The sequence below is a fragment of the Alicyclobacillus hesperidum subsp. aegles genome (assembly GCF_027923525.1).
Classification (GTDB): Bacteria; Bacillota; Bacilli; order Alicyclobacillales; family Alicyclobacillaceae; genus Alicyclobacillus; species Alicyclobacillus aegles.
This window is the reverse complement of record NZ_BSBJ01000014.1, coordinates 1-22,650: the sequence shown is the minus strand read 5'-3', so window position 1 is coordinate 22,650 and position 22,650 is coordinate 1. Positions and strand designations below refer to the sequence as shown.

The window sequence follows — 22,650 nt, the reverse complement described above, 5'->3', positions numbered from 1 at the left end:
CTCATGCTACCAACCGTCCCGTACTCTTGCAGCTTTTCCTGGTAGTCATGAGAGACGTACTTGTAATGGAGTCGACAATTCAAGAACGGTACTCAAGATTGAGCGCTAGCCAATGGCATTGATTTTCTGCGTCCACCAAAATTGATTCTCACGGGGAGAGCGTATCGGCATGATTACATATTCGTCGGTGACTTCAATCAAATCGTCTAGCCCTGTGTATACGAGGTCGACCCTCAACCGGAAAGGTCTAGCCTTTCGGTTCATCCGCTGTTCGAACTCCTTGACATATTGCCCTACGTTTTCAGCGGATTCCCAGTGAATCATCGCTATGTTTCCACCGGCCGGCATATGCCACCACTCGCGAAAAGCCTGCCAAGTATCCCGACATGCATGCCCAAGTTCTTGATCCATGGATTCAAAATAGGTTGGTCGATAGAGGTCAGCGTTGTGTTCGTCCAGGGAGCGAACACGAACCAATTGATTCCACCATTCTAGCCACTGAGTTGACAGTACAGACTTCTCTGTCCGTGTTAAGTCAACTGATGGGTTGGTCGAAGTCCATCGCTTCGACTCGCTAAAGGGCCATGATTTCGGAAGCAAATCATATGTACAAGCAACGTAAATGGCAAAGTTAAGGTCTTCAGTTCCCTCGGTGACCACACTCCACGAAGGTTCGTTACTTTGTTTCAACACAAGCACCCCTTTCTCGAATGTGCTAAATTCCGACGTGCCGCTTTTACGGCTTTTCCTCGACAAATCGACCGTGTCCCGTCGCTCCATCAAAAGGCGCTTCACCGGTTGATGATAAGCAACCAAGGAACAAAGACTTCAACTGTGGTGGCCACCGCACCACAGTTCCTCCGGTTATCCCGGTAGCGTGTGACCTTTGTGGTTTACGCGCGGAGGATGCTTGCGTCCTCGCCTTGCCCAATACGCCTCCATATCGAGATATCTGAGCCCCGTTGTCCATGCTTCGTGCATCTCCATGAGTAAAGCGCCGATCAGACGAATCGCTGATTGCGGTTCTGGACGATGCGGATCAAGCTCGACGAGCTTCGCCACACCACCATCTTGCAAAAATAGTCCCATTAAAACTTCAAAACTTCGTCGTCCACGTTCAACTGATATTGAGTCATATTCGTTCCCTCTTGGTGAGCGGTTTCAATCAATCCCGCATCCTACCAGAGAGGACGGAGATGGCTCATCTTTTATACCGCACATGCGCCATCCCTTTTTACACAGCATACTGGACTCAACTGGAACCAAACCACACGTCCACAGGGCTTTTTCAAGCTCTCCTATCCGGTCTTTCTCATTTTCCCAATTCTGATTTTGAAATTTGCACATTTACCTCTTTTACATTTCTAACTATGTTCCCATCAAATAAACCTCTGACATTCCCCCGCGTCTATCCCGCATTCCACCGTCTTCAATTGTGACTTGTGAATATAGTGTCCTGCAAGAGCTTCCCTCTTCACGCCTTTTCACCCGCTTTCAGAGTGGCAGGACTTTCTTCTTGGGAAAATAAAGGGCTGACATAAAACAAGGAAAAGGGTTGAGGAATAAGGGATTGCCCTCTTTCCTCCACCCTTCAATCCGGCTTGTATCAGGTGTTTATTCTGTCTGTAGCAGGGGTTTATTGTTTGAAGCAGAGGTTTATTATGTGGTCACAACACCTGTTCCCATCAAAAAAACCTCTGACATTTTCCCCGCCTCAATCCCGCATTCCACCGTACTCAATTGTGAACAGTGAATATAAAGTCTCGCACGCAGTTCCCTCATTCCGTCTTTTAACCCCTTTTTTTCCTGTCACGACTTTATTCTTGGGAAAATAAAGTTCGGGTAAAAAAGACGGGAAAAGGGCTTGTGGGATAAGGATTTCTCCGTTTTGCCTCACGCCGTTTTCCCGCTTGTATCAGGTGTTTATTATGTCTGGAGCAGGGGTTTATTTGGGATTGCGAGAGAATTTTATTTACCTACATAGTAAGACTGGGTACAGGGGTTAGGGTCAAGGAACTGAAAACTAAATCCCCTTTCCGCCTAAACGGAGTTTAATTCACTCCACTACACAGATAAGGGTTGATGCGCGGGTCGGGAATGCGTCTCACGGTGACTTATCCCCCAACGAACATGAATTCCTATTCTTTCTTGACCTTGGCAGAACCGTGACCGAAATGTTCCGATAAGGGTTCATCACATTCGTGAATGACTTCATCAGTTTCTTTGTCAACTACCTTTTCAAAATAACGATCATTTTCTCGGTCGATGATTCTATGCTTGAAAACCCATTTCTTCTTGACTTTAAACAACTCATCCCCACTGATAAATTCTCGTATGGGTTTTTTTCTACCTTTGACCTTCACCTTACCCTCTACTTGATCGTGTAGTGACAGAGTTTCGGTAAACGATAGTCTATAATCGATGTTCGTAGAACCACAATAGGTACACGCCGAAAAATCCGCATGTACGTCTTCGGTGTTTAGAATTTCCCCACAATCTCTGCATTGAACAATTCTGCTCATGGTGATCACCTCTTTTTAACCCAATAGGACAATCATAACACGCGGCTTGCTCCGAATTGGACTGGTCTTAGTCCGACTCGACAGTTTTTTACAGGAAATTACATCGAACACGTCGAAAATGTCTAAAACTAACGAGCGGCGGTGTTCGGAATGGCAATCAATTATAGAAGAAGAACAGATGGCGACGAGACGTAGAATAGACTCAAGGAATGGGTCAAAGGGCAAAAGTCGGCAGAGAGGCTGTCAGGTCGCATACTTCAATCTGAGGGATTCAGTTCGATTGATCCGTCACACCCTTTAGGGGGCAGAGACGGAGGTAAGGACTTCCTTTGCTTGAAAGAGGGATTCAAATGGGTTGGAGCAGTTTATTTTCCCAGAGGACAGCAATCCTTTAACGCCATCAAAACGAAGTTTCAAGCAGATTTCGACGGTGTAATAAAGAATCAAGCTGACGCTTTTGTGTTTGTAACCAACCAAGAGTTAAGCGTATCTGAACGCAAGGAACTCATGACGCTCCACTTGGACTACAGGATTGAAGTCCACCATTTGGAGCGTATTGTAAATATCCTGAATACCCCGTCTAACTATGAAGTTCGGTTGGAATTCTTAGATATCGAAATCACGCCAGAAGAGCAACTCGCGTATTTTGCGGAACGTGACAAAACCTTTCTTGCAATGATGGAGAAGTTTGATAAGTTTACGGAAGCTCGGATGATGAGACACGATGACGAAGAGTGCGAAGGTAGAACCGTCGAAGAAATTAGCGGTGCTAATACAGAACTGTTGGACAAAATATGGTACGACAGACACCTCAGTTTGAAATATAGAGTAAGAACGGGTCAGGAAACAGTCGATCCAGAGATATGGAAGGGTGCCTTAAAATCTGCAAGAGCAGTTGTACGAAGATACGGGAGAGAAAACCTTGGTCCGTGGACTGACTTCGAATGGGGCATGTTAAACGGAAAGCTGTCAGCATTACGATGGGTTCTCGGAGATGACTGGGATATGTTAGATACATAGAGTAAATGATCGAAATGGTGGGGATTTTTCGTTGGCTTAGATTCGGCGTTCATTATCCCTTGTCACAAACATACTCACCCACCAAATCTTAATTTAAAATACAGACTTCGCATGCTACTCCGAACATGGGATTGACACAAATAGATGTAATCATGATACGATTGATATCGCCCTTCGATATCATATTTCGATAATGGAGTGAGTATCATCGAGGATCGAGTGCTTAGAAAGCTGTTCTTGGGGTTCATACAAATTCACATCTTGCACCACGCGAACATGGAACCCATTTACGGACTGTGGATGTTGGAAGAGCTTAGTCACCACGGATATAGCATGAGTGCTGGTACGCTCTACCCCCTGTTACACACCATGGAAAAGGAGGGGCTTTTGCTTAGAGAAGATCGGCTTGTGGAAGGGAAAATCAGAAAATACTACAGCACGACACCGCTTGGAGCAGAAGTCCTTTTTGAAGCCAGAAAAAAGGCATACGAACTGTTCAAAGAGATCAAAGATTAGGGAGCATATGGAGGGATAAGTGGTGTCCGTTGAAGCGGTTATTCTTGTAGTAATTGTTCTCGCATTTGCGTGGAGTATCGGTGCCCACTATACAGGTGCATGCATGGGTATGCCTTATGGGTCGGGTTCAATTAAGCTCGTGCCAGCCCTGGTTTTGATGGCTATTCTGGCACTTATCGGCGCAGTGTTCGCAAGTCACCGTGTCGAATCTACTGTGGGGCTGAACATTGTGAGTGCATCTAAAGTGACGGTTGTTGGAGCACTGGTGATTATCATTGCGGCTTTTGTGTTAACCACCATATATACAGCGATAAAAATCACCACTTCCACGATTCAAATTCTCGTTTTTTGCGTGGTTGGCATGGCTTTGGGTGCAGGTATTCAAGTCCATTGGCTAACTATCTTGAAGCTGGCAATTATTTGGGTAGTCGCACCACCCATTGCTTTCTTTCTTGGCTACCTGTTCACTCATGGATTAGACCGCATTGTAGGGTTCCAACCGAGTCAGCGTGACAAGCAAATGGCTGTCATTCGTACACTGAGCATGATTCTTGTTACGGTCGGCGCGGTAGCTTCGTTTGTCATGGGAGCTAACGATGTATCTAACGCAACGGGAGTCTTTATCATGACGCATCTGTTCAATGTATGGATTGCTGGTTTAATCGGTGGGATTGGGTTATTGATTGGTGTTCTTACGTGGGGTAAGCCCCTGTTGAAAAAAGTTGCGTTCGACGTTGTGCATGTAGACCTTTCGATGGCAAGTGCGGCGCAGTTGGTTCAGGCTGTTGTAGTGTTCTTAGCAGTCGCTTTCGGTTTCTTCACGTCAATGAATCAAGCCCTCGTTGGTGCTATGATGGGCGCAGGCATAGCGCGAGGAAATGGCACGATTCAGTGGAAGGCGATCTCAAATATCGTTAAGGGATGGATTATTGCTCCAATCTCAGGTATTGTCATTACATTTTTGCTTGCGAAACTGTCTGGGATTTGGTTTACGCTTTAACAAACGCATACACTGTTTGGAGGATAGACCATGACTGAATTCATAAAACCTGTTGATTTGCAGGAAAGGCTTAATTCGGATGATCGACCTTTAGTCATTGATGTCCGTTCGTCAGATGAATACAACGAAGGACATGTCCCAGGAGCCGTCAACATACCGATTGACGACTTGCCCAATCGGCTCTCTGAAGTTCCAAAAGAACGGCAGATTGTCTCTTATTGCAACATGCATCATCGCGGGAATTCACGCGGAGAGCGAGCCGCCCAATACCTTCGAGAGAATGGCTTTAAAGCAATCGCCATTGACGGTGGATTTGTTGATTGGAATAAAACTGGGCTACCTGTAGAACGCGGATGAAATTAACCTATTGTGTAATAAACCACGGGTTTATACCCGTGGTTGTTAGTATTCATAATGGAATAATGTATCGCACAGCCGTGCCATAACAACGATCACGTTTGGTAGTTCCTTCGTCTTTTTCAACACTCAATCATGGCAACATCCACAACCACATGCATCCTCTTTACCACGCGCTTCTTGTACTGCTTCCCAACCTTCTTTGACGACATAATACACAAGTGCCAGTGCCGCGATAGCGTCAATCCACCACCAACCGAGCAATGCCGTTAATATCACACCCGCCAATAAAATCCACGACATATAAGCACATACCATACTACATGATCCATCTGAACGAAGTGCCTTACTACCAATTTCGGATCCAATGCGTTTTTTCGTCCGTGACAAATACGGCATGATAATACCAGAAGCAATCGCCAAACCGATGCCTGTGAAACTCGTTTCTGCTCCTTGGTGTGTAAATAGCTTAACCAGCGACACCACAACGATATAAGCCGCCAGACATAAGAGGGCAATCCCAACTACCCATGAAGATGTCTTCTCTGCCCGTTTTACCCGTGCAAGACTCGCCCCGCGTGCTTCAATGGTCAAGCGCCATAACAATACACCGCCCGCGACAAGTTCAATGATGCTATCAGCACCAAAGGCAGTGAGTGCAATTGAATGTGCAACAATCCCTGATCCGATTGCCACTACAGCTTCAATCACCATCCAGATGATCGATACAATTTCGATATTTACGCCTTTGCGAACTGATGTCGTATGCGAACCAGCTTGAGCAGTAGCCACAATTCTCGCCCCCTTTATTCATCGTTTGAGCAGTAATTCACGCAATCAGCAATACGCTGTGCATTATCCGCCACCACTTCATCGGCAACATTCAACAAATGTAATATCTTTTCATCAGCAATACGGTAGTACACATGTCGCCACTCTTGGCGATTCAGCACCAGTCCACAATCCTTCAAACAAGCCAAGTGGTTAGATACATTGCTTTGTGAAAGACCTGTTTCCGCGCTCAACGTGCTAACAGTTTTCTCCCCTTGCCGAAGTGCCAAAAGTAATGCCAAACGTGAAGGGTCAGCCAATCCGCGAAAAAACTTGGCTCTGACGGATAATGCGGTGTCAATCGTCGCGCTCACATCTCTCACCTCACATCATCATTTCATGACTTAATGATATGAAAACACCACTCATTTTGCAATGGGCTGATAACATGCCGATTACCTTTACTACATTTCAACCATCCTCAAGGTTATCGCTATTCCACAATCGTCACTCGCCGAGTATTACGCTTGCCATGAATATGAAGTGGAAAACAGATGGAATACCACTTGCAGACTACATAACCGTATGGTTATATTGTTTACCGAGGTGATTATATGGAATTTGACCAACTTGCAGAGGCGTTGAAGGCTCTCGGCGACCCAACTCGTTTAAAGATTGTCGCCCTCCTTCAGACTCGTGACTGCTGTGTGTGTGAACTTGTTCCGATGTTCGGGATTTCACAACCAGCCATATCGAAACACATGAGTCGTTTGAAGACTTCGGGTCTGGTTAAGGAGACGCGAAAAGGCATGTGGGTGTTTTATTCCTTGAACAGAGAACGTTTGAATGAAATTGGGTTGTCTCTTGCGAATCTCCCCGATTTGTCCGAAGAACTACGGCAACTGGAACAAAAAGGTATGCTCGTACAGTGTGAATAAGGGGCGTGTGAAACAATTGGTTAAGCGGTTATCTTTTCTCGACCGTTACCTCACTATCTGGATTTTTGCGGCGATGGTGATCGGGATTGGTTTGGGGTATGTAGCCCCTCATTTCGTAAACGGACTAAATCAATTGCAAGTCGGAACCACATCCATTCCCATTGCCATTGGCTTAATTCTGATGATGTATCCGCCACTTGCGAAGGTACGGTATGAAGAGATCGGTCAGGTGTTTCGAAACGGTAAAATCTTAGGGCTTTCTCTCCTCCAAAACTGGGTCATCGGACCTGTTTTAATGTTCGTTCTTGCCCTGGTGTTCCTTCGTGGATATCCAGAATACATGGTTGGTCTGATTATGATTGGTCTGGCGCGTTGTATCGCGATGGTCATTGTCTGGAACGATCTTTCTAAAGGCAATGCCGAATACGCGGCGGGTCTCGTAGCGTTTAACTCCATCTTTCAAGTCCTGTTTTATTCAGTTTATGCCTACATTTTCGTAACGATCGTTCCGCAATGGCTCGGATTTCACAGCATGGTCATTCACATTACCATCGCCGAAGTAGCAAAGAGTGTGTTCATCTACTTAGGCATCCCGTTCTTATCGGGTGCGATTACCCGTTACATCTTCGTCAAAGCAAAGGGGCGTTCGTGGTACGAGAAGAACTTCGTACCAAAAATCAGCCCGATTACACTCATTGCACTGTTATTTACCATCATTGTTATGTTCTCTCTCAAAGGGAACTTGATTCTTCGCTTACCAATGGACGTCGTTCGAATTGCGATTCCGCTCCTTATCTACTTTGTTGTCATGTTCCTGGTGTCGTTCTTCATGGGTAAACGTGCTGGAGCCGACTATTCGGTGACTTGTACCCTATCATTCACAGCGGCAAGCAACAACTTTGAACTTGCCATCGCTGTTGCCGTAGGTGTGTTTGGCATCAATTCAGGAGCCGCCTTTGCCGCAGTCATCGGTCCTTTAGTGGAAGTGCCTGTGATGATTGCACTGGTGAACGTCGCACTCAAGTTCCAACAGAGATATTTTCAAAAGGCAACAGCCTAAACGGAGGGAATTCTCATGACAAACAAACCGTTCATTTATTTCTTGTGCACGGGCAACTCATGCCGAAGCCAAATGGCAGAAGGTTGGGCAAGACATCTCGGTGGGGATAAGATTGAGGTTTACAGTGCAGGAATTGAAACACATGGTCTCAATCCAAGAGCCGTCTCTGCGATGAAGGATGCGGGTGTGGACATCTCCCATCACACGTCCGATTTAATTGACCCTGAGATTCTGAACAAAGCCGACTATGTAATCACCCTTTGTGGTGATGCCAACAACAAATGTCCCGTCACTCCACCACACGTCAATCGCTTGCACTGGGGATTTGAAGACCCTGCGAAAGCAACGGGGTCTGAAGAGGAAATTACCGCGAAGTTTCATGAAGTGCGGGATGCCATTAAAGAGCGCATTGCAAAATTCTTGGAGGAGGAAATCAACCGATGACCATTAAACGCATGCACGTTGCCGTGAATTGCACCGATTTGGAAGCATCCTTGAAGTTCTACCGTGCCTTTTTTGGCGCAGAACCAACCAAGGTCAAGGATAACTACGCCAAGTTTGAACTTGATGAACCAGCCCTTCACTTTTCCTTAAATGTTCGTCCATTCGAGAAAAACGGTGTACTCAATCACTTGGGTTTTCAAGTCAACAATACCGAAGAAGTTTTGGCGATGGGCGAACGCCTACGTCAGAACAATTTAGTGTTGATCGACGAAATGAATACCACCTGTTGTTACGCCGTTCAAGACAAAGTGTGGGTGTATGACCCTGACGGAAACGCATGGGAAATCTTCTATACGAAAGAGGACAGTGAGCTTGAAAGTGCAGAAGACGCTCGCCATAACCTTGCCCTTTGCTGTGCACCACCCGCACAACCGAGCTTTATTCAAATTGACGTTCCCGCAAAAAGCAAGTAACGGGAGTGGAGAAACATGCGACAAGTCGTTGTCGTTGGAACTGGACCTGCAGGACTGACTGCCGCGATATATCTTGCGCGGGCAAACCTGAACCCACTCGTCATTGAAGGCAATGAACCAGGTGGTCAGCTAACACTCACTACTGAGGTCGAGAACTTCCCTGGCTTCCCAGATGGTATTATAGGTCCCGAACTGATGGAAAACATGCGGAAGCAAGCAGAAAAGTTCGGAGCAGAATTTGTTCGTGGGTGGGTAAACAAAGTAGACCTTTTAGGGGATGTATTTAAACTTCACGTCGATGGAACGGATGAGTTGGAAACTAAGACCCTGATCATCTCAACAGGAGCCTCCGCGAAAATGCTTGGTATCCCAGGTGAGATCGAAAACGTGGGGCACGGAGTCAGCACTTGCGCTACATGTGATGGGTTCTTCTTTAGAGGGAAGAAAATCATTGTGGTCGGTGGTGGAGATTCAGCGATGGAAGAGGCAATCTTCTTGACGAAATTCGCGTCAGAAGTTCGCATCGTCCACCGCCGCAACGAACTGCGTGCATCGAAAATCATGCAGGATCGTGCACGCAACAATCCCAAAATCAGATGGAGCTTAGATTGCAAGCCTGTCGAAGTCGTATCGGAAGCCAATCGCGTGACGGGGCTGAAAACCCAGCGCAACGAAACGGGTATTTCAGAGATTCTTGAGACGGACGGAATATTTGTTGCCATTGGACACAAGCCCAATACCTCCTTTTTGAACGGTCAGATTGAAACCGACGACCTCGGATACATTGTTGTGAAACCTGGGACAACCGAAACCAATATTCCTGGTGTCTTCGCCTGCGGCGACGTACAAGATCACAAGTTTCGACAAGCCATTACCGCCGCTGGTTCAGGGTGCATGGCGGCGTTGGAGTGTGAGCGGTATTTAGAGAACATTGGGGTACATGAAGGGAGTGCGGTATGATGCAGATCACAGACGCAGGAAAAAGATTTATCGATGGTTTGTTAAAAGAACATCAGTCCGAAGGCATACGAGTCATATTTGCTGGTGCGGGCTGTTGTGGTCCGAAACTCGGTTTGTCACTCGATGAACCACATGACGATGATATCGTCGGAATCGTCAATGGCATCAAAGTTGCCATCGAAAACCGTGTCGTTCCGCATACACAAGCTGTTACGTTAGATTTTCAAAGTACGGACGCTGGATCAGGGCTTGTGCTGGTTGGACAAAGCAGTTGTTAAGTTCCCTCTTAATACAAATGCGCCACGCTTATTCCAGAGGAGGCGCATTTCATTTTGGGTATTTTACCCTTAGGATTTCAATGCATACCTGACTCCCGCCAAGCCTCGCACCATAGGTTAAAGTAAATGGATTAGACCGTCTGCAGGATTTCCCGTAGCCCGAACATCACCTTTTTAGCAACATGACGAATACCCCAACCAAGCAAATCCCCGCGCCAATCCATTCGCTCAGATCAGGAATCTTTCTATCGACAAGCCAGCCCCAAAGTACAGCCATCACGATAAAGATACCACCGTAAGCGGCGTAAGTCTTACCAAACGAGAACTCCTGGCGAGTTGCAACTACCCCATACACAACCATAACAACTGCTCCCAGTATTCCAACCCAAAGTGGTTTCCCGTTCCGCAACCATTGCCAGATAAGATATCCAACACCAATTTCATCCACCCTCGCCATGACAAACAGATCCATCGCTTTAAATAGCATCAAAATTCATACCCCTTGTTCTCATTTAATGTGTATGCCTATAACTATCAACACTCACCCCGCCTTCTCAACCTTACAAGTGACAACTAACGTTAGAAAACCATTGTGCTAACGTCCCAATTTTAGATCTGGAATGTAGTTCACGAAAGCTAATTAAGGAGACAAGTGCCCGATATCCACAATTCTGGAAATCAGTTTCGCAATTTCTTTGTTATCCCCGCCAAATCCTGCCCGCAACTGGATTTTGTAGACCGTCAGGCTCACCCCCTCACTTTCAAGCTCACTAATCGCCCATTTGATTTTTCTGATCCGATATGAATTGATGTCCTCCGTGACCTGCTGGATAAACTGCCGCGTACGCACAAGTTTTTGATTATCAAACCATCGCCTTACGCCAATTTCTTGCCGAATGGTTGAGGGTAACACACGAACTGGTTTTCCCTCCCGATTCAGGATAGACTCAACCGCTTGCTTCGCCAAAGCTAAACACTCTTCGTCCCTCTTCGCCCAATCAATCACGGGGGTACGCTTCTTCCGTATCCGAACCCTCGGTGTCACCTGCTCGTACCAGTCCCTATCATGCTTATATATCCAGGTATGCAGTCCTTTCCCAACTGCTTTCAGTTGACTTCGGTTCAACCCTGGATTGGCTTCGATGATTTTCAACCAAGCATTTCGCCGCGCTTCGAGGTCAAAAGAGGGGGCATGGTTCACTCGTACCGTAAATTTCCCCAATGCAGATTGTTCATGAAAAAACTCTTCTGCGCTGACCCCAAGGAACTGCAATACCAGAAGATGCCGTAGCGGGCTACGATTTTTGCCGTTGTGCCTAACAAACAATCTTAACCAGTTCGCCTTCTGATTTAAGTTCACATCGCTTTGCATCAACGACAAATAGTCAGAAGGATAAAAGCGGAGGAACTCATCTACAAAATCCTGGACGTAAATGAATCCCCTTGCCGAAGCAAACCCTCTCTCCCGTAACCGATCCACATAAAAGTCAACTATATCGCGGAGTTCCTTCTTCTTATAATCACCACTCATCAAAAACATTGTGTTCTGTATGTACGCTCGATTCAATTCTTTGACTCTCTGGTTACAAGGATCTTCCTCAACGTCAGCACTACACACATCACCGTCCGCGCACCAATATTCTGCATACTTCTCCGTTGATGGCACGATTGTACTTTTCAGCGATATCCTATGAATCGGGCAATATAACACACCTGGAACCTGATGAAGTCTCCGCCAAAAACTTTCTCCGAACTCCCCGATATCCTCCGAATAACACTTGGAACAATACCTGAGTCGGCTATATGGCTTAACCTTCCCGCCGCTGAATCCCAGAAAATTCTCGATACTCTTACCACAGCCATCGACCATCATACCATGGATATTGCCCGACAATTCCTTAGAAAGAAACGCTGTATAAAAAGGATACATTGTATGATTCCATATAAGTTCGCTGACTGTAATCTTGGAATAAGGAGGAAGGTTCTCCCGTAAACAGCCAAGATACTGAGGTAAAAATATCGAGGTAAGCATCTTACCTTCTCCGTACATATCCCTAATAAATGCCCTTCTGCTCACCATCCCGCACATTCGTTTGTATCGCGCGAGGACGGAATAAAGTAATTCGTCGCTGTAGATTTGCGGGATAAAATTCATCATAGCTTGCCACCCTCTGTCCACACTTTCATGTCGTCAATGTATCCCTCACGCTCCAGAACAGTCTCAGGGGCAACATTTTCTTGCTTCGCTACCCGAAAGCACCTTCTCAAATCTCCATCCCTGTAATCAACGTTTCTCTTTGGTTTCTCTATAATTGGGGGTGGGTTCGTTGCTTTCGTTTCCTTTTTCACACCGTTCGTCCTCTTTTGAACTGGCGGTGTGGGATGTGGTGATGATGCCCGTTCCTTCGCATCCAGTATTCTCAGATCATCAAATTGGGCAATTTTATAAGGATTACCCGTCTTCAACGCATCGAGCATGGGTTTCATGAGCCTGAAGTGATCCTTGGCAACCCTTCTTATGATTTCGGGAGTAATCACCTCGAAGCCACGCTCAATAGAGAACTGTTGGGCATAGAGGTATAGCTTTATCACCAAATCCGATATCCCCTGTGTTTCTTCAAATATTGCCAAAACCAGTTCATCAGAAAGCGGAGTATAGTTCCTCAACCACTGGTAACGCCAGATCCCCTCCAAAAACAAGCGAAAAGTTTTATCGTTTTTCATTGCATTCCATAAGATTTCCTTATTACCTGTAAGCCGACGTGCGATACGAAATTCACCTTCAAAGAGCGCATACGAGGAAGGGGTGCCTATAAGCAAGATGCTTAATCCGCCGTTAATCAGCGACACGAGAAAATCAACGAGTTGACTACCACCTCGCTTGGAGAGGAATTGCGATTCATCCAGAACTAAAAGTCCCAACCCGACGTTCCTGCTGGATTGTGCGATGTAGGGAACCATTGCATCGACCGAAAGGTTCCTGGAGACCAGTTTCTTCAGGTTATTCGTACCTAAGATTTCGTCCAACTGGGTAAAATACTGCAGGCACAATGCTTTCACACTCGAATTGTAAGGGGTTTCTAATTTCATCCACACCAATTGGATCTGATCGAAACGCTGTTGCTCATACTCATTGTGAATGATAACCTGCGGAATGTGGCTGAGAACGCGATTTACTGTGGTCGTCTTCCCCATACCTGAAACCCCGATGAGAGTGCCAGCGCAAGCAGTCGAACGGTAGTTAAGGGTCGTGTGCACGTTGTATTTCCGTTCGATAATCTGTTTACCCGTGCTGGACACAAATTGCTTATAGGTCGCGTCAAATGGGTTCCTTGACACGTAGCTCTGGATTAAAAGCGAGTGTACAAGCTCCCACACTTGGACATTGATTGGGAGTGGTGTATACACATCGAATAAGCGTTGAAGCAAATGAACCCGAATTCCAGCAGGTAACATTCGCTCACTTGGATTAAAGCGCGGCATGCGAGTCATCTTCTCAATGATCTCAGGCTTACTGACCATTGGCGGCAAAGCTTGAATCAGCGGATTACGGAATTCGTCTATCTGAGGTTCATGATAGCCCGCCATTTGAGCTTCTGTACCATTGGGCAGGTACACCTTATTCTCCATCTAAGCCACCCCAGTTCCGCTCTTGAACCGTTCTGAATAGCTCCAGGTCATCCCCGTCATCATCGTGGAACGTCAAAATCGACGGAACGTCTTCTACCTTCGGATTGTCACGCATCTTCTCTCGCTCCAATTCCCGTTCTCTCCGTTGATTTTCCTTGATCCCTGAAAGCCGCTTCGTCTTACTTATCGTGGTATCCCTTTCGGCTTCCGTCTTTGCCCTGGCATCCTGGACAATACTGTCGATCTCAGCAAACAGTTTGATTTTCTCTTGCAACTCCCGCTCTTTGCTTTGATTGGTTCGCTCGCGTTCGAGTGCCTGGATTTGCTCGACCTCTTGCTCGCTTTTCATGCGATATTGCTGTAAATGCTCCAATAGCGTTAGCTTGTGAACCCCAAGCCCATCTTCATCGCGAATGTAAATATGGGTCATATCCATTGGATTGTAGCTGACTTTTACCTTCCAACTGCCCTTCGCCCGTGCTCTCTGGAACCACCCTTGACTGAGTGTGTATTGTGATGCGTAGAGAAGCCCTCTAAACGATATCCCCCTGCTCCCCACGGTAGCCTGATCGCTTGGATATAATGCCATCCGCACTGTATCTGGTGGTAGTCTTCTAAGCTGACCCTTTTTATGCTTCAGACCATGTTCCCAAAGCTTAATAGGGATTTTCTCGACCCCTTCTTCAATCATGCTCGCATCCAGAGGGTAATCGTCCAAAACGTGATGTTTATTGTGGAAAATAATGAGCTTTAAGATGATTTGGTTCATCGACTCCAATGTCAAATTACCGCGTAACCGATAATCGACTTCTCCTCGCTCTCTTGGGCGGTTCCCCTTTACAACTACCCCGTCAGCAAAAGGTTTGATCTTCAGGTGAATTTGATTAAACATTTGCTCAATGACACCCTTGAGGTCTGCGCGGTAAGGCGGACTGTTCTGAATCGTGATTCCAAGTTGTTCGACGGCATTCTCAATGTGAGTGCCAATTAGCTCTCCGCGATCTGCCAATATGCGATTTGGAACACAATAGTCCCAGTCCTCATCGGTGATGTTGATCCCTAATTGAGCACAGAAGGCGACTTTGCTGGTCATTGACATTGCGAGTGCCAACATCGCCGAAGAATAAGCATTTAGCGATTCATACGTTAGCGAAAATCCCATTATCTTACGACTAAACACGTCAGTACACAATATCAAACGCGGTCTTCCACAAACTACATTGGAATTCAAAGATGAGACGAGCCATACATCCAGAACTGTGCTGTCGATTTCCCATAAGTCGGCACATCCCAGGTCAGCGTCCATTGTGGCATGTCCAACAATAGTACGACTGCCCTGTTGATACGCACGCGCTCCATGTCGTGTCATGATCTCACGTTTCGGGTCATTCCACTTCCGTGCCCAATAGAGAAATTGAGCGTATGACGGTATTGACTCCAGGAGTACGGGATACGTCGTCCCATCGTCCCGCACTTGCCGTGTTGAAAAATAGTCTCTAAGAGTTAACTCGTATGCCACCCGCAAGCTGTTCTGCCTCTGGCTGTAATAGTGCTTGTTTAATCCAGCCCTAATCGCTTTTTTCATTTTGTCATCCACATTGACTCCTTGGTTCCCATCGCGGATACGAGGTCGTCCACGTTTCTTATCTCCAACCTTTTTATCCTGCCCTGGTGCACCGCAATTTGCAAACCGTGGAAGTACACCATTCTTGACCCCACCTCCCGACCAATATCGAACCAAGTACGTTTTCACGGTGTTGTAGCTGATGCGGAACGCTTCGCATGTTTGCTTGATCGCTTCCTGTCGATAGCGTGGGACAAACGCATACTCTTCACCTTCTACCTTTTGAAAAAAATACTGGACAACTTCCCACGCGAAATCGCGCTTCTCCCTTTGTACGTCGCTCAATTCTTCATCGGAATCCAATCTCACCAGGTTGTCCTCCTCAACAATCTGCAGTCCTCGACCCTCGGCAAGAACCTGTAACTCCTCAAACGTCATTGGTTGGGGAAACTGGTTCTTGCCCACCTCGATGACGTAGACCATGGAAGTGACCTTATTTATGTGGACAATCCTTAGGAGAACTCCGTTTCTGTCTCTAAACAACTGATTCACAGCCATCTGCATTATTTTTTCTCCTACCTTCATCGAAGAACGTCTCTAATTTTCCTTGTTACCTGGACACTTTGGTTCATGTCGACACGAATCAACTTCTTCGCGATCAGATATCGAAACAGGTAAAGCCCCGTTCCCTGAGAGACCCCTTCTCTATGGTCAAAGGCGTTCAATACATCGTTTAGCTTTAATTCGGGGTATCGTACCAGATCGTTATGCAATAATGCGGCTTGTTCCGCCTTCTGTTTGGCGTCTATACCGTCGTCCAACAAAGTCTCTCGTACCCACATTACGTTTTTGGCAAATTGCTTCGGGATTTGCTTGTCGGTAATCACCTTCCAATCAACCCCTTTTGTCTGCCAGTATCGACGCTCGATTTCCAGCTTCTCGAACGTTAAACTTCGCTTCAATTCGGAGGCGTTTTTCACGCTTCGTGCGACAAAGGTCTCCTTCCCCTCGGCATTTCGAATAGTCAATAGGAAACTGGTGGTCAGCACCAGCGGAAAACCAGTCTCCTTGTCGGAGAACTTATCAAAGCGCAGGTCGTCTTTGTCACCAACCACTTCCATGACATCAAGCAGGGGAAACGACTCTCGGATATCGACGACTGCATCACACCACTCAAATATAAGAAAGCACCGTAATTGGTTATCAGATTGGAGATGGTAGATCCTCGGAATCTTAACCCCAAATATGCGGGTGGCTCTTCCCATTGATGGAAAGTCGCTGATTTTGGTCCATGGCACGTAGTCCTTACCCGTACCTCGCCCGCGTTCCCGTATCCATTTGTTCATCTTCTCTTTTGTCCATGGCTGTTTCGACATGTGTATTACATCCCTTTCTACAGACAAAAAGCGAGCGTCATTGCCTATAAGCGATGCATCTCCGTTTTTTTTAAGGAGAATCGCTTGGCAAAACGCTCGCCTATTCGATGTATTCTCATGTAATAGAACTATTTCAAACCAGCGACTACGTAAGTTGCCGCTATTAGGATCACTGCGTTGATCTCAGCAGGCATCCTAATTGGATATCTATGAGCTAAATATAGCCTTTCGGTACGTCCAGTACCAGACCATCTCTACATTGGGGGCACTCAAACTCATCGTACCACCGTTCGTCTTCTGGTGTATCTGGAGCATCCAAAAGGTAGGAATAAACCAACTTCGCACCACAATCCTGGCATACCTTGGGGACAAAAAACGGCTCGTCGTTAGGTCGCCTGTCCGCTGGTCTCTGTGGCTCACTCACAAACAAGCCACCTCCATGAATGGTTGTAGATGCATATCCGCCATTACATTATATTCTGAGTAGCCTACACCCAAAACAAGGCTACAATAACTCCGCCTTCCTTTTCATTTCCTCCCGACTTGGGTTGGTGTAGATCAGCGTGGTCTTTAAGTCCCTGTGCCCTGCTTGCGCGGCTATCTCGTGAATCGAATAACCCGATTCCAAGCAATGGGTGCAAAAGAAATGACGAAGCATGTGTGGTGTGATGGTATCGCTAAACCGCTTGAACAGTTTGTTGATCACCGTCCTGTCAACCCGCTCGCTTTCACGAGAGGCAAAGAGATACTCGCTATCGGACTTTCTTGTCCTTAGATACTCTCGCACTGCAGTGACAATCTTGCTATTTAGGTAAACGAGTCTTTGCTTGCCTCCCTTACCCTTCCGAACGACAAGCTCTTTCATCTGCAAGTTCAAATCCGAAAGCTTGATGTCCAGCGCTTCACTAATCCGTAATCCTGCATATGCCAATATCGTCACCAAGGCGTACAGACGCTTATCTCCAGCCTCCAGAATCATTTGACGGAACCGCTCAACATCCGCCTTTTGGATTGTGCATGGATTGGCATATTCGATCTGGACTTTAGCGAAGTCTTCCTTATCGACAACAACATCGCTCTGGATCCCTTTGTTAATAAGAAATCGGTTGAAACTGCAGAGCGCGCTCAATCGGCCATTGATGGTTCTTGCATTGAGATGCCTGCCCTTATACTTCTGTACATTTAGCAGATATGCTTTGTAATCGAGGATATTTTCCCGATGCAGTCTCCTACATTCCATACCATATGTGTCCGCGAACCATCTGAGATACTGTTTGACGTTCAGGGCATATGTCTGGATAGTATTCTCACTTTTGCCTGATTGAATGAGGTACACTGAAAATTGTTCTATTAGATCTTCCATATGCCCCCTCCTCAATCGGCTGAGAATTCTGTTGCATTCAATCCGTCACTGAAAGTGCAGAGTTCCGTTGCACTCACAGACAAATTTTAACTCCAGGTTCGGCTCCAATGCAACACAATCATCGTTCTGTTGATTGGCGATAACCATACCCAACCTAACGATATGGGCTGGACTTATTCGCAAGGAGCGGTGTGGAACACGTCACTCTCACCGATATGGTTGACCTTCTTCCTATTAAATAGCGTTGCTTCAAAACATAATCGATGTTTTGTTAATAGACGATAATGGTATCCACCGAACAGTAAGGGCTGGAGTCACACTGACTGACCCAGCCCCATAATCATATTTGATTCTTAACATTATCTGGGATCTCAATATGTGTGACATCTTTCTGTTATCTGCTCACCAGTTGGCGTGATATAGACACACACTTCGTCTAAGGAACATTCCTCTTTAGGGTTGTTACATGGTGCCATCCAGGATTTATACAGAACATTTTGCCCAGAACTCTTAGCTTCCCTTATACATTGTTCCAATTGCAACTGCTCTTGTTTTTGCCTTTCTTGAAATCGCCGATTTTCCTCTCTCTCAGCTTCTTCTCGTCTTCTTATAAGTTCAAGTCGGACAGTAGCGTACTCTTCTTTCACCATGTTATACTCATCTTCCGCAAGAAAATAAAGAGTATCCCAATGATATCCAATTCCTTCACTGCATCGTAGAGCCTCAACGTACTTCACAAGGTTTTTTGTTCTATACATTTCATCCCATATTTTATCAGAGAGCCGCAGTTCATATTCAGGGCTAAATTGGGTAATTTGATGCCCGAAATGTTCGTATTCCTTTTTCGAACAAACATCGACGATCCCAGCCCTAACGACATATTCATAGCCCGACTCGATATTCGTCGTTAAACACGGGATTCGCTTCGGGTCAATCTTCTCAATTTCATTTTTTCTGTTACATTGTTCCGCTTTCAACGCTTCCTCCAATTTTTTAATTTCAGGTACAAAGGATTGTAATATTCTGGATTTCTCAATTCCGATTGTTACATCAACTTTCTTTTCCCCATCGTACTTATGCAACCCTGCTTCATTCGTATTCCAATCATAATAGAAATGATAGTTCGTTAATAAAGAGTGTCTAAGCTTGAATTCCCTATCCTCTGAAACAGGTCTAACCTTAACACCCCTCAACACGTCTCCATAAATATCAAATTCCGAAACCTCAACCATTACCATTTCTTGGCTATCCCCATATTCTACTAAAATCAGTATCTTCTCGTCCAAAAATCGCTTTGGAATTTCACGCATATAGTGAACATCTCCTCTTAAGTATTATCGAATTCAATATCATGCTGGGGCGGTTGCTTTTCTATTGTGTGATACAGGCGTTGCTTGAGCGGACAGATACGTCTTGAGAACGTACCCGCCCGCCTTATGACTCTCTTAACCCTGACACTTATTGATGACGTGGCGGACAAGGAAGTCTGCCAAATGTGCGGCTTCATGTTCAGCATCGACTTCGAGCATATCCTGTGTGTCGTAGTAATGGGTTGTACCGACAGGCTCACCCGTTGGTTGCAGGACGAGTTGACATTCATCGTGGGCTGAGTCAATCAAGGGAATTGCCTTGATCCCGTAGCTTCGTTCCAAAACTGTTGTAATACTATTTATCTTCTCGTAAACCAGACCGATCTGATCTTTCTGCACTGCTAACTTGTCCTTTTCTTTTACACTCATGCTCATGAGAAAACTCTCCTTTACAATTGGTTTCTATCTGAAGCATTGACTATTCAGACCTTGTTCATCTGCCGTACTCCCGCCTTCAATCCTTGCAATGACTTTCTCTCCCCCCAAAGGGGTAGACAGGGGGGATTTCTCACCTGCGTGCCCGCCTGAGATGGCATTAGTTTTCTTGAAGGAATTTCAGAAATGAATCAACAGCCTCATCATTTGAGCTTACTGTGGTCAGTTCTTTTCCTAAAAACTCAATCTCGAAAATTTCCTTACCGCATTCGACCCACAAATTCCAAAGGTTTAGTGCCTCACACTCAGCGTCACATTCAATCATTTCGTCAAGTTCATACTTCTTTGTTACAAGAATACTCCTGTCGATCTTTTCACTCGTGAACATTACGTAACAGCTATTTTCATTCAACCCCATGAAGTAGTCGTACATTTTTAACTCATATTTGCCATTCAAAATGGTTGCAATGTGTGCCATCTTTTCGTTAGCCAATTTCTCCGTCAGGGTCGATACTGTTTTCTCCAAGCTTGCCTTCGTCTGTGTTGTCATCATTCTCTTCATCCTCTCAAATTAGATTTGTTGGCATAAGGAAAAGAAGATACGTTGTATCCTCTCCCTTGTACCAACCGTTATGTTCCAGGGATACCGAACGGGAGCGGCGTTGGGTAACCCTTGCTATTCAGTTGTCAAGGAACGGGTTTGAAAGCTTCCCTTTGGATATAGGCAAAACAAAAAAGCTGGCTTAGTCCAAAGGTGCTTTTCATTTTACTTAGACATCCAATTGTTCTAAGGGCATAGAAAACCCATAGAACCATTGGTGAAGCATTTGTCTAAGTAAAAAAGCACCTCTCAAATAAACCAGCTTTGTCAGCATATTTATGAGAGGAAACTCGCTAAATCTAAAGTCTTTCTATTTGGGGAAAGACTTCATGATTAACTGTGTGGAATAAATCTACCACGGATATCGACTTCTGTCAACACCCTATTTGTCAATGCCGATAGTTTGAACCAATGAGTAGTTATTCCCCAACTACCATCTCCATCAGCAATCTGAACGCGTCCTCCGTCAATGGTGATGGAAACTGCCAGCCGTCATCTCTGCTGAGTACTCTGACCTGATCCAGGTTTCTACACTCCTCCCGTTCCCGCGCAACGCACCCTCTGACCCATTCGTCAAACATGATTTCGTCATCGAGATGAACGCCTTCCCGATCAAGACCTGAGACTTCTCCCATATCCGATCCCTCCTGCTCCGATTATGGAACAGGTGTTCGTAATTGTCGAGAGAACCAGGCAGGGATTGAGGAGGTTAAGGACATGGGATTAAGCGATTTTCGATTTGACTTTCTTAATCATGCCCACCAGCATGCGGATGAGTTCTTCCGATTCTTTATCCAGCTTGGTGTGAGTATCTGCGTCGATATAGCCGAGACGTAAAGACAACTCCAGAAAACATCTTGTTTCTTGAAGAGAGCCAAGTGCATTGGAAAGGAACATTATCTGCTTGCGAGGGTATAACTGGAAAGCGTTGGATTCGCTTATATTCAAGGGGACACTACTACTGGATCGCTGACCCTGAGATCCCAGAGCGTATAGTTCGTGCTTTGGAAATTTTTTTGTCAGGGCATAGATATCCTCACAGAGTCTCATGGATCGTTGCCAAACTGTCAGTACCCGATAATCTCTTGCGATAAAGTCGTCGTTGTCGTTATGGTTCACTGGTTCTCTCCTCCGTCTGACACTGTTTCGTACAAATCATTCAGTCGCCGCATCGATTCCTCCGTACTCTGATACATCGCTTCACTGGCGAAGATGTGGACATTGAATTCACACTCCAAGATGCGGAAGCGTAGATCTTCAAGCTCTTCCACTGCGATTCCAGTGAAGGGCTGATTGAGGAACGACTCTCTAATGTCCGAGATTTCCCCTTGCATATCAAGTAGTTCATCGAGTTTTTTGGGACAAAGTGAGTGTTCAAACACGCTCCTCTCCACCCGTTCCACTCTCGCGTTTAGCTCTTCCATTTTCGTCAATCTGTCAACCACCTTTCATCACTTTTTGTTGCCTTAATGCAATGATAGTCGGTGTCAAGTAGGTCAACCACATAAAACGTGTTCTACCTCGTCGGAGCACAAATAGGGAAAAGTGATAGATAGACAGGGGAAATCATGGGGTCGTTAACGGAACGGAGTGGTGATATGTAGGGAGAACCAGTAAAGCGATGCTAATCAAAAGTTGTTCCAGGACGTTCATAGAGTGAAATCAGAAATCATTATGATAAAGCCGAACCGAAAAGTTGTTCTTGAAACATTTTATATATAGTGGAGGTTCTCAGTCAGAACAACTTTTTGGTTGGTCATAATTTATCTCTGATTTTCCAAATACGAGTAATGACTTACATCTCCACATCCTATGGGTGTCAGGAATCTATGGTTACATTATAACTATCTACGGAAAAGACGCTCAAAAGATGGCTCTTCAGGCACACGAAGCTCTTGTGTAAATGGCCAGGTTAGAATCGACAATAGTGGCCACTAAAAATCGTCATTGATAGGGGTGATAAAAAAGATCCGCACTCCTCTTGTCGAAAGTTGTAGGTGCGAACAAACAACATAGACAAGATGAAGAGGTG

At 45.7% G+C, this 22,650-nt stretch carries 26 protein-coding genes and 1 pseudogene; 10 read left to right on the top strand and 17 right to left on the bottom strand.

What is annotated here, in order from left to right; all coding sequences use genetic code 11:
* Positions 1-105 precede the first annotated feature (105 nt).
* The 3 genes and pseudogenes from QMF38_RS08995 to QMF38_RS08985 form a co-directional block, all read right to left on the bottom strand.
* Positions 106-690, bottom strand: coding sequence for a hypothetical protein (locus tag QMF38_RS08995; protein ID WP_281759220.1), 585 nt, complete (start codon positions 688-690; stop codon positions 106-108).
* 174 nt (positions 691-864) lie between these two features.
* A pseudogene (locus QMF38_RS08990) lies at positions 865-1,029 on the bottom strand (IS256 family transposase); the annotation flags it as partial.
* A gap of 1,109 nt (positions 1,030-2,138) precedes the next feature.
* A complete protein-coding gene (locus QMF38_RS08985; protein ID WP_281759218.1) occupies positions 2,139-2,522 on the bottom strand; it encodes a hypothetical protein in 384 nt (127 codons plus the stop codon).
* Between the two features lie 333 nt (positions 2,523-2,855).
* Between QMF38_RS08985 and QMF38_RS08980 the strand changes: the two genes are divergently transcribed.
* The 4 genes from QMF38_RS08980 (at position 2,856) to QMF38_RS08965 (ending at position 5,415) form a co-directional block, all read left to right on the top strand.
* Complete coding sequence (locus tag QMF38_RS08980) at positions 2,856-3,542, top strand: hypothetical protein (RefSeq protein ID WP_281759217.1); 687 nt, start codon at positions 2,856-2,858, stop codon at positions 3,540-3,542.
* Between the two features lie 207 nt (positions 3,543-3,749).
* Positions 3,750-4,058, top strand: a complete 309-nt coding sequence (locus QMF38_RS08975) for a PadR family transcriptional regulator (protein ID WP_067623289.1) — start codon at positions 3,750-3,752, stop codon at positions 4,056-4,058.
* 22 nt (positions 4,059-4,080) lie between these two features.
* Positions 4,081-5,058, top strand: a complete 978-nt coding sequence (locus QMF38_RS08970) for an inorganic phosphate transporter (RefSeq protein WP_067623244.1) — start codon at positions 4,081-4,083, stop codon at positions 5,056-5,058.
* A gap of 30 nt (positions 5,059-5,088) precedes the next feature.
* Positions 5,089-5,415 carry a rhodanese-like domain-containing protein gene (locus tag QMF38_RS08965; protein WP_067623247.1) on the top strand — a complete coding sequence of 109 codons (327 nt, stop codon included), beginning with the start codon at positions 5,089-5,091 and terminating at the stop codon, positions 5,413-5,415.
* Between the two features lie 129 nt (positions 5,416-5,544).
* Here the strand turns inward: QMF38_RS08965 and QMF38_RS08960 are convergent, their stop codons facing one another.
* A complete protein-coding gene (locus QMF38_RS08960) occupies positions 5,545-6,207 on the bottom strand; it encodes a cation diffusion facilitator family transporter (protein WP_067623249.1) in 663 nt (220 codons plus the stop codon).
* Between the two features lie 14 nt (positions 6,208-6,221).
* On the bottom strand, positions 6,222-6,560 hold the full coding sequence (locus QMF38_RS08955; protein ID WP_083511786.1) for an ArsR/SmtB family transcription factor: 339 nt from the start codon (positions 6,558-6,560) through the stop codon (positions 6,222-6,224).
* Positions 6,561-6,800: 240 nt separating this feature from the next.
* Here QMF38_RS08955 and QMF38_RS08950 point away from each other — a divergent pair, with 240 nt between their 5' ends.
* From QMF38_RS08950 to QMF38_RS08925, 6 genes are read left to right on the top strand one after another with little or no spacing between them, the layout of a single operon-like run.
* Positions 6,801-7,124: an ArsR/SmtB family transcription factor gene (locus tag QMF38_RS08950; RefSeq protein WP_067623251.1), complete on the top strand. Its 324-nt coding sequence runs from the start codon at positions 6,801-6,803 to the stop codon at positions 7,122-7,124.
* A gap of 16 nt (positions 7,125-7,140) precedes the next feature.
* Complete coding sequence (gene arsB / locus QMF38_RS08945) at positions 7,141-8,184, top strand: ACR3 family arsenite efflux transporter (RefSeq protein WP_281178134.1); 1,044 nt, start codon at positions 7,141-7,143, stop codon at positions 8,182-8,184.
* A 15-nt stretch (positions 8,185-8,199) separates the two neighbouring features.
* Entirely contained in the window at positions 8,200-8,628 is a 429-nt protein-coding gene (gene arsC / locus QMF38_RS08940) for an arsenate reductase (thioredoxin) (RefSeq protein WP_067623257.1), read from the top strand.
* Entirely contained in the window at positions 8,625-9,101 is a 477-nt protein-coding gene (locus tag QMF38_RS08935; protein WP_067623259.1) for an ArsI/CadI family heavy metal resistance metalloenzyme, read from the top strand. Before arsC ends, QMF38_RS08935 begins: the two co-directional genes overlap by 4 nt.
* A 15-nt stretch (positions 9,102-9,116) precedes the next feature.
* Positions 9,117-10,061 carry a thioredoxin-disulfide reductase gene (trxB, locus tag QMF38_RS08930; protein WP_281759216.1) on the top strand — a complete coding sequence of 315 codons (945 nt, stop codon included), beginning with the start codon at positions 9,117-9,119 and terminating at the stop codon, positions 10,059-10,061.
* Positions 10,061-10,339 carry a hypothetical protein gene (locus QMF38_RS08925; protein ID WP_058095821.1) on the top strand — a complete coding sequence of 93 codons (279 nt, stop codon included), beginning with the start codon at positions 10,061-10,063 and terminating at the stop codon, positions 10,337-10,339. Before trxB ends, QMF38_RS08925 begins: the two co-directional genes overlap by 1 nt.
* A 166-nt stretch (positions 10,340-10,505) precedes the next feature.
* On the opposite strand, the gene QMF38_RS08920 is transcribed toward QMF38_RS08925, so the two are convergent.
* From QMF38_RS08920 to QMF38_RS08870, 12 genes are all read right to left on the bottom strand, one after another.
* On the bottom strand, positions 10,506-10,826 hold the full coding sequence (locus tag QMF38_RS08920; protein ID WP_067623265.1) for a YnfA family protein: 321 nt from the start codon (positions 10,824-10,826) through the stop codon (positions 10,506-10,508).
* Positions 10,827-10,979: 153 nt separating this feature from the next.
* Complete coding sequence (locus QMF38_RS08915) at positions 10,980-12,497, bottom strand: TnsD family Tn7-like transposition protein (protein ID WP_281759214.1); 1,518 nt, start codon at positions 12,495-12,497, stop codon at positions 10,980-10,982.
* Positions 12,494-13,969, bottom strand: a complete 1,476-nt coding sequence (locus QMF38_RS08910) for an ATP-binding protein (protein ID WP_281759213.1) — start codon at positions 13,967-13,969, stop codon at positions 12,494-12,496. Before QMF38_RS08910 ends, QMF38_RS08915 begins: the two co-directional genes overlap by 4 nt.
* Positions 13,959-16,097, bottom strand: a complete 2,139-nt coding sequence (locus QMF38_RS08905; RefSeq protein WP_281759212.1) for a Mu transposase C-terminal domain-containing protein — start codon at positions 16,095-16,097, stop codon at positions 13,959-13,961. Before QMF38_RS08905 ends, QMF38_RS08910 begins: the two co-directional genes overlap by 11 nt.
* Before the next feature lie 17 nt (positions 16,098-16,114).
* A complete protein-coding gene (locus tag QMF38_RS08900) occupies positions 16,115-16,909 on the bottom strand; it encodes a TnsA endonuclease C-terminal domain-containing protein (protein WP_281759211.1) in 795 nt (264 codons plus the stop codon).
* Positions 16,910-17,414: 505 nt separating this feature from the next.
* A complete protein-coding gene (locus QMF38_RS08895) occupies positions 17,415-18,272 on the bottom strand; it encodes a tyrosine-type recombinase/integrase (protein WP_281759210.1) in 858 nt (285 codons plus the stop codon).
* A 371-nt stretch (positions 18,273-18,643) separates the two neighbouring features.
* Positions 18,644-19,582, bottom strand: a complete 939-nt coding sequence (locus tag QMF38_RS08890; RefSeq protein ID WP_072872970.1) for a hypothetical protein — start codon at positions 19,580-19,582, stop codon at positions 18,644-18,646.
* Between the two features lie 135 nt (positions 19,583-19,717).
* Complete coding sequence (locus QMF38_RS08885; protein ID WP_072872969.1) at positions 19,718-20,017, bottom strand: hypothetical protein; 300 nt, start codon at positions 20,015-20,017, stop codon at positions 19,718-19,720.
* A 160-nt stretch (positions 20,018-20,177) separates the two neighbouring features.
* Positions 20,178-20,567, bottom strand: a complete 390-nt coding sequence (locus tag QMF38_RS08880) for a hypothetical protein (RefSeq protein WP_129583486.1) — start codon at positions 20,565-20,567, stop codon at positions 20,178-20,180.
* A 470-nt stretch (positions 20,568-21,037) separates the two neighbouring features.
* A complete protein-coding gene (locus QMF38_RS08875; protein ID WP_072872967.1) occupies positions 21,038-21,253 on the bottom strand; it encodes a hypothetical protein in 216 nt (71 codons plus the stop codon).
* Positions 21,254-21,341: 88 nt separating this feature from the next.
* On the bottom strand, positions 21,342-21,668 hold the full coding sequence (locus QMF38_RS14840; protein ID WP_072873083.1) for a four helix bundle protein: 327 nt from the start codon (positions 21,666-21,668) through the stop codon (positions 21,342-21,344).
* A gap of 65 nt (positions 21,669-21,733) precedes the next feature.
* Entirely contained in the window at positions 21,734-22,051 is a 318-nt protein-coding gene (locus QMF38_RS08870; protein ID WP_072872966.1) for a hypothetical protein, read from the bottom strand.
* Between the last annotated feature and the right edge of the window lie 599 nt (positions 22,052-22,650).

Bases quoted from the DNA above. Each gene is read 5' to 3' on its own strand.
- QMF38_RS08985 (WP_281759218.1), bottom strand. From the start codon at position 2,522: ATGAGCAGAATTGTTCAATGCAGAGATTGTGGGGAAATTCTAAACACC.
- QMF38_RS08965 (WP_067623247.1), top strand. From the start codon at position 5,089: ATGACTGAATTCATAAAACCTGTTGATTTGCAGGAAAGGCTTAATTCG.
- QMF38_RS08950 (WP_067623251.1), top strand. From the start codon at position 6,801: ATGGAATTTGACCAACTTGCAGAGGCGTTGAAGGCTCTCGGCGACCCA.
- arsC (WP_067623257.1), top strand. From the start codon at position 8,200: ATGACAAACAAACCGTTCATTTATTTCTTGTGCACGGGCAACTCATGC.
- QMF38_RS08935 (WP_067623259.1), top strand. From the start codon at position 8,625: ATGACCATTAAACGCATGCACGTTGCCGTGAATTGCACCGATTTGGAA.
- trxB (WP_281759216.1), top strand. From the start codon at position 9,117: ATGCGACAAGTCGTTGTCGTTGGAACTGGACCTGCAGGACTGACTGCC.
- QMF38_RS08925 (WP_058095821.1), top strand. From the start codon at position 10,061: ATGCAGATCACAGACGCAGGAAAAAGATTTATCGATGGTTTGTTAAAA.
- QMF38_RS08920 (WP_067623265.1), bottom strand. From the start codon at position 10,826: ATGCTATTTAAAGCGATGGATCTGTTTGTCATGGCGAGGGTGGATGAA.
- QMF38_RS08915 (WP_281759214.1), bottom strand. From the start codon at position 12,497: ATGATGAATTTTATCCCGCAAATCTACAGCGACGAATTACTTTATTCC.
- QMF38_RS08910 (WP_281759213.1), bottom strand. From the start codon at position 13,969: ATGGAGAATAAGGTGTACCTGCCCAATGGTACAGAAGCTCAAATGGCG.
- QMF38_RS08905 (WP_281759212.1), bottom strand. From the start codon at position 16,097: ATGCAGATGGCTGTGAATCAGTTGTTTAGAGACAGAAACGGAGTTCTC.
- QMF38_RS08900 (WP_281759211.1), bottom strand. From the start codon at position 16,909: ATGTCGAAACAGCCATGGACAAAAGAGAAGATGAACAAATGGATACGG.
- QMF38_RS08895 (WP_281759210.1), bottom strand. From the start codon at position 18,272: ATGGAAGATCTAATAGAACAATTTTCAGTGTACCTCATTCAATCAGGC.
- QMF38_RS08890 (WP_072872970.1), bottom strand. From the start codon at position 19,582: ATGCGTGAAATTCCAAAGCGATTTTTGGACGAGAAGATACTGATTTTA.
- QMF38_RS08885 (WP_072872969.1), bottom strand. From the start codon at position 20,017: ATGAGCATGAGTGTAAAAGAAAAGGACAAGTTAGCAGTGCAGAAAGAT.
- QMF38_RS08880 (WP_129583486.1), bottom strand. From the start codon at position 20,567: ATGACAACACAGACGAAGGCAAGCTTGGAGAAAACAGTATCGACCCTG.
- QMF38_RS08875 (WP_072872967.1), bottom strand. From the start codon at position 21,253: ATGGGAGAAGTCTCAGGTCTTGATCGGGAAGGCGTTCATCTCGATGAC.
- QMF38_RS14840 (WP_072873083.1), bottom strand. From the start codon at position 21,668: ATGAGACTCTGTGAGGATATCTATGCCCTGACAAAAAAATTTCCAAAG.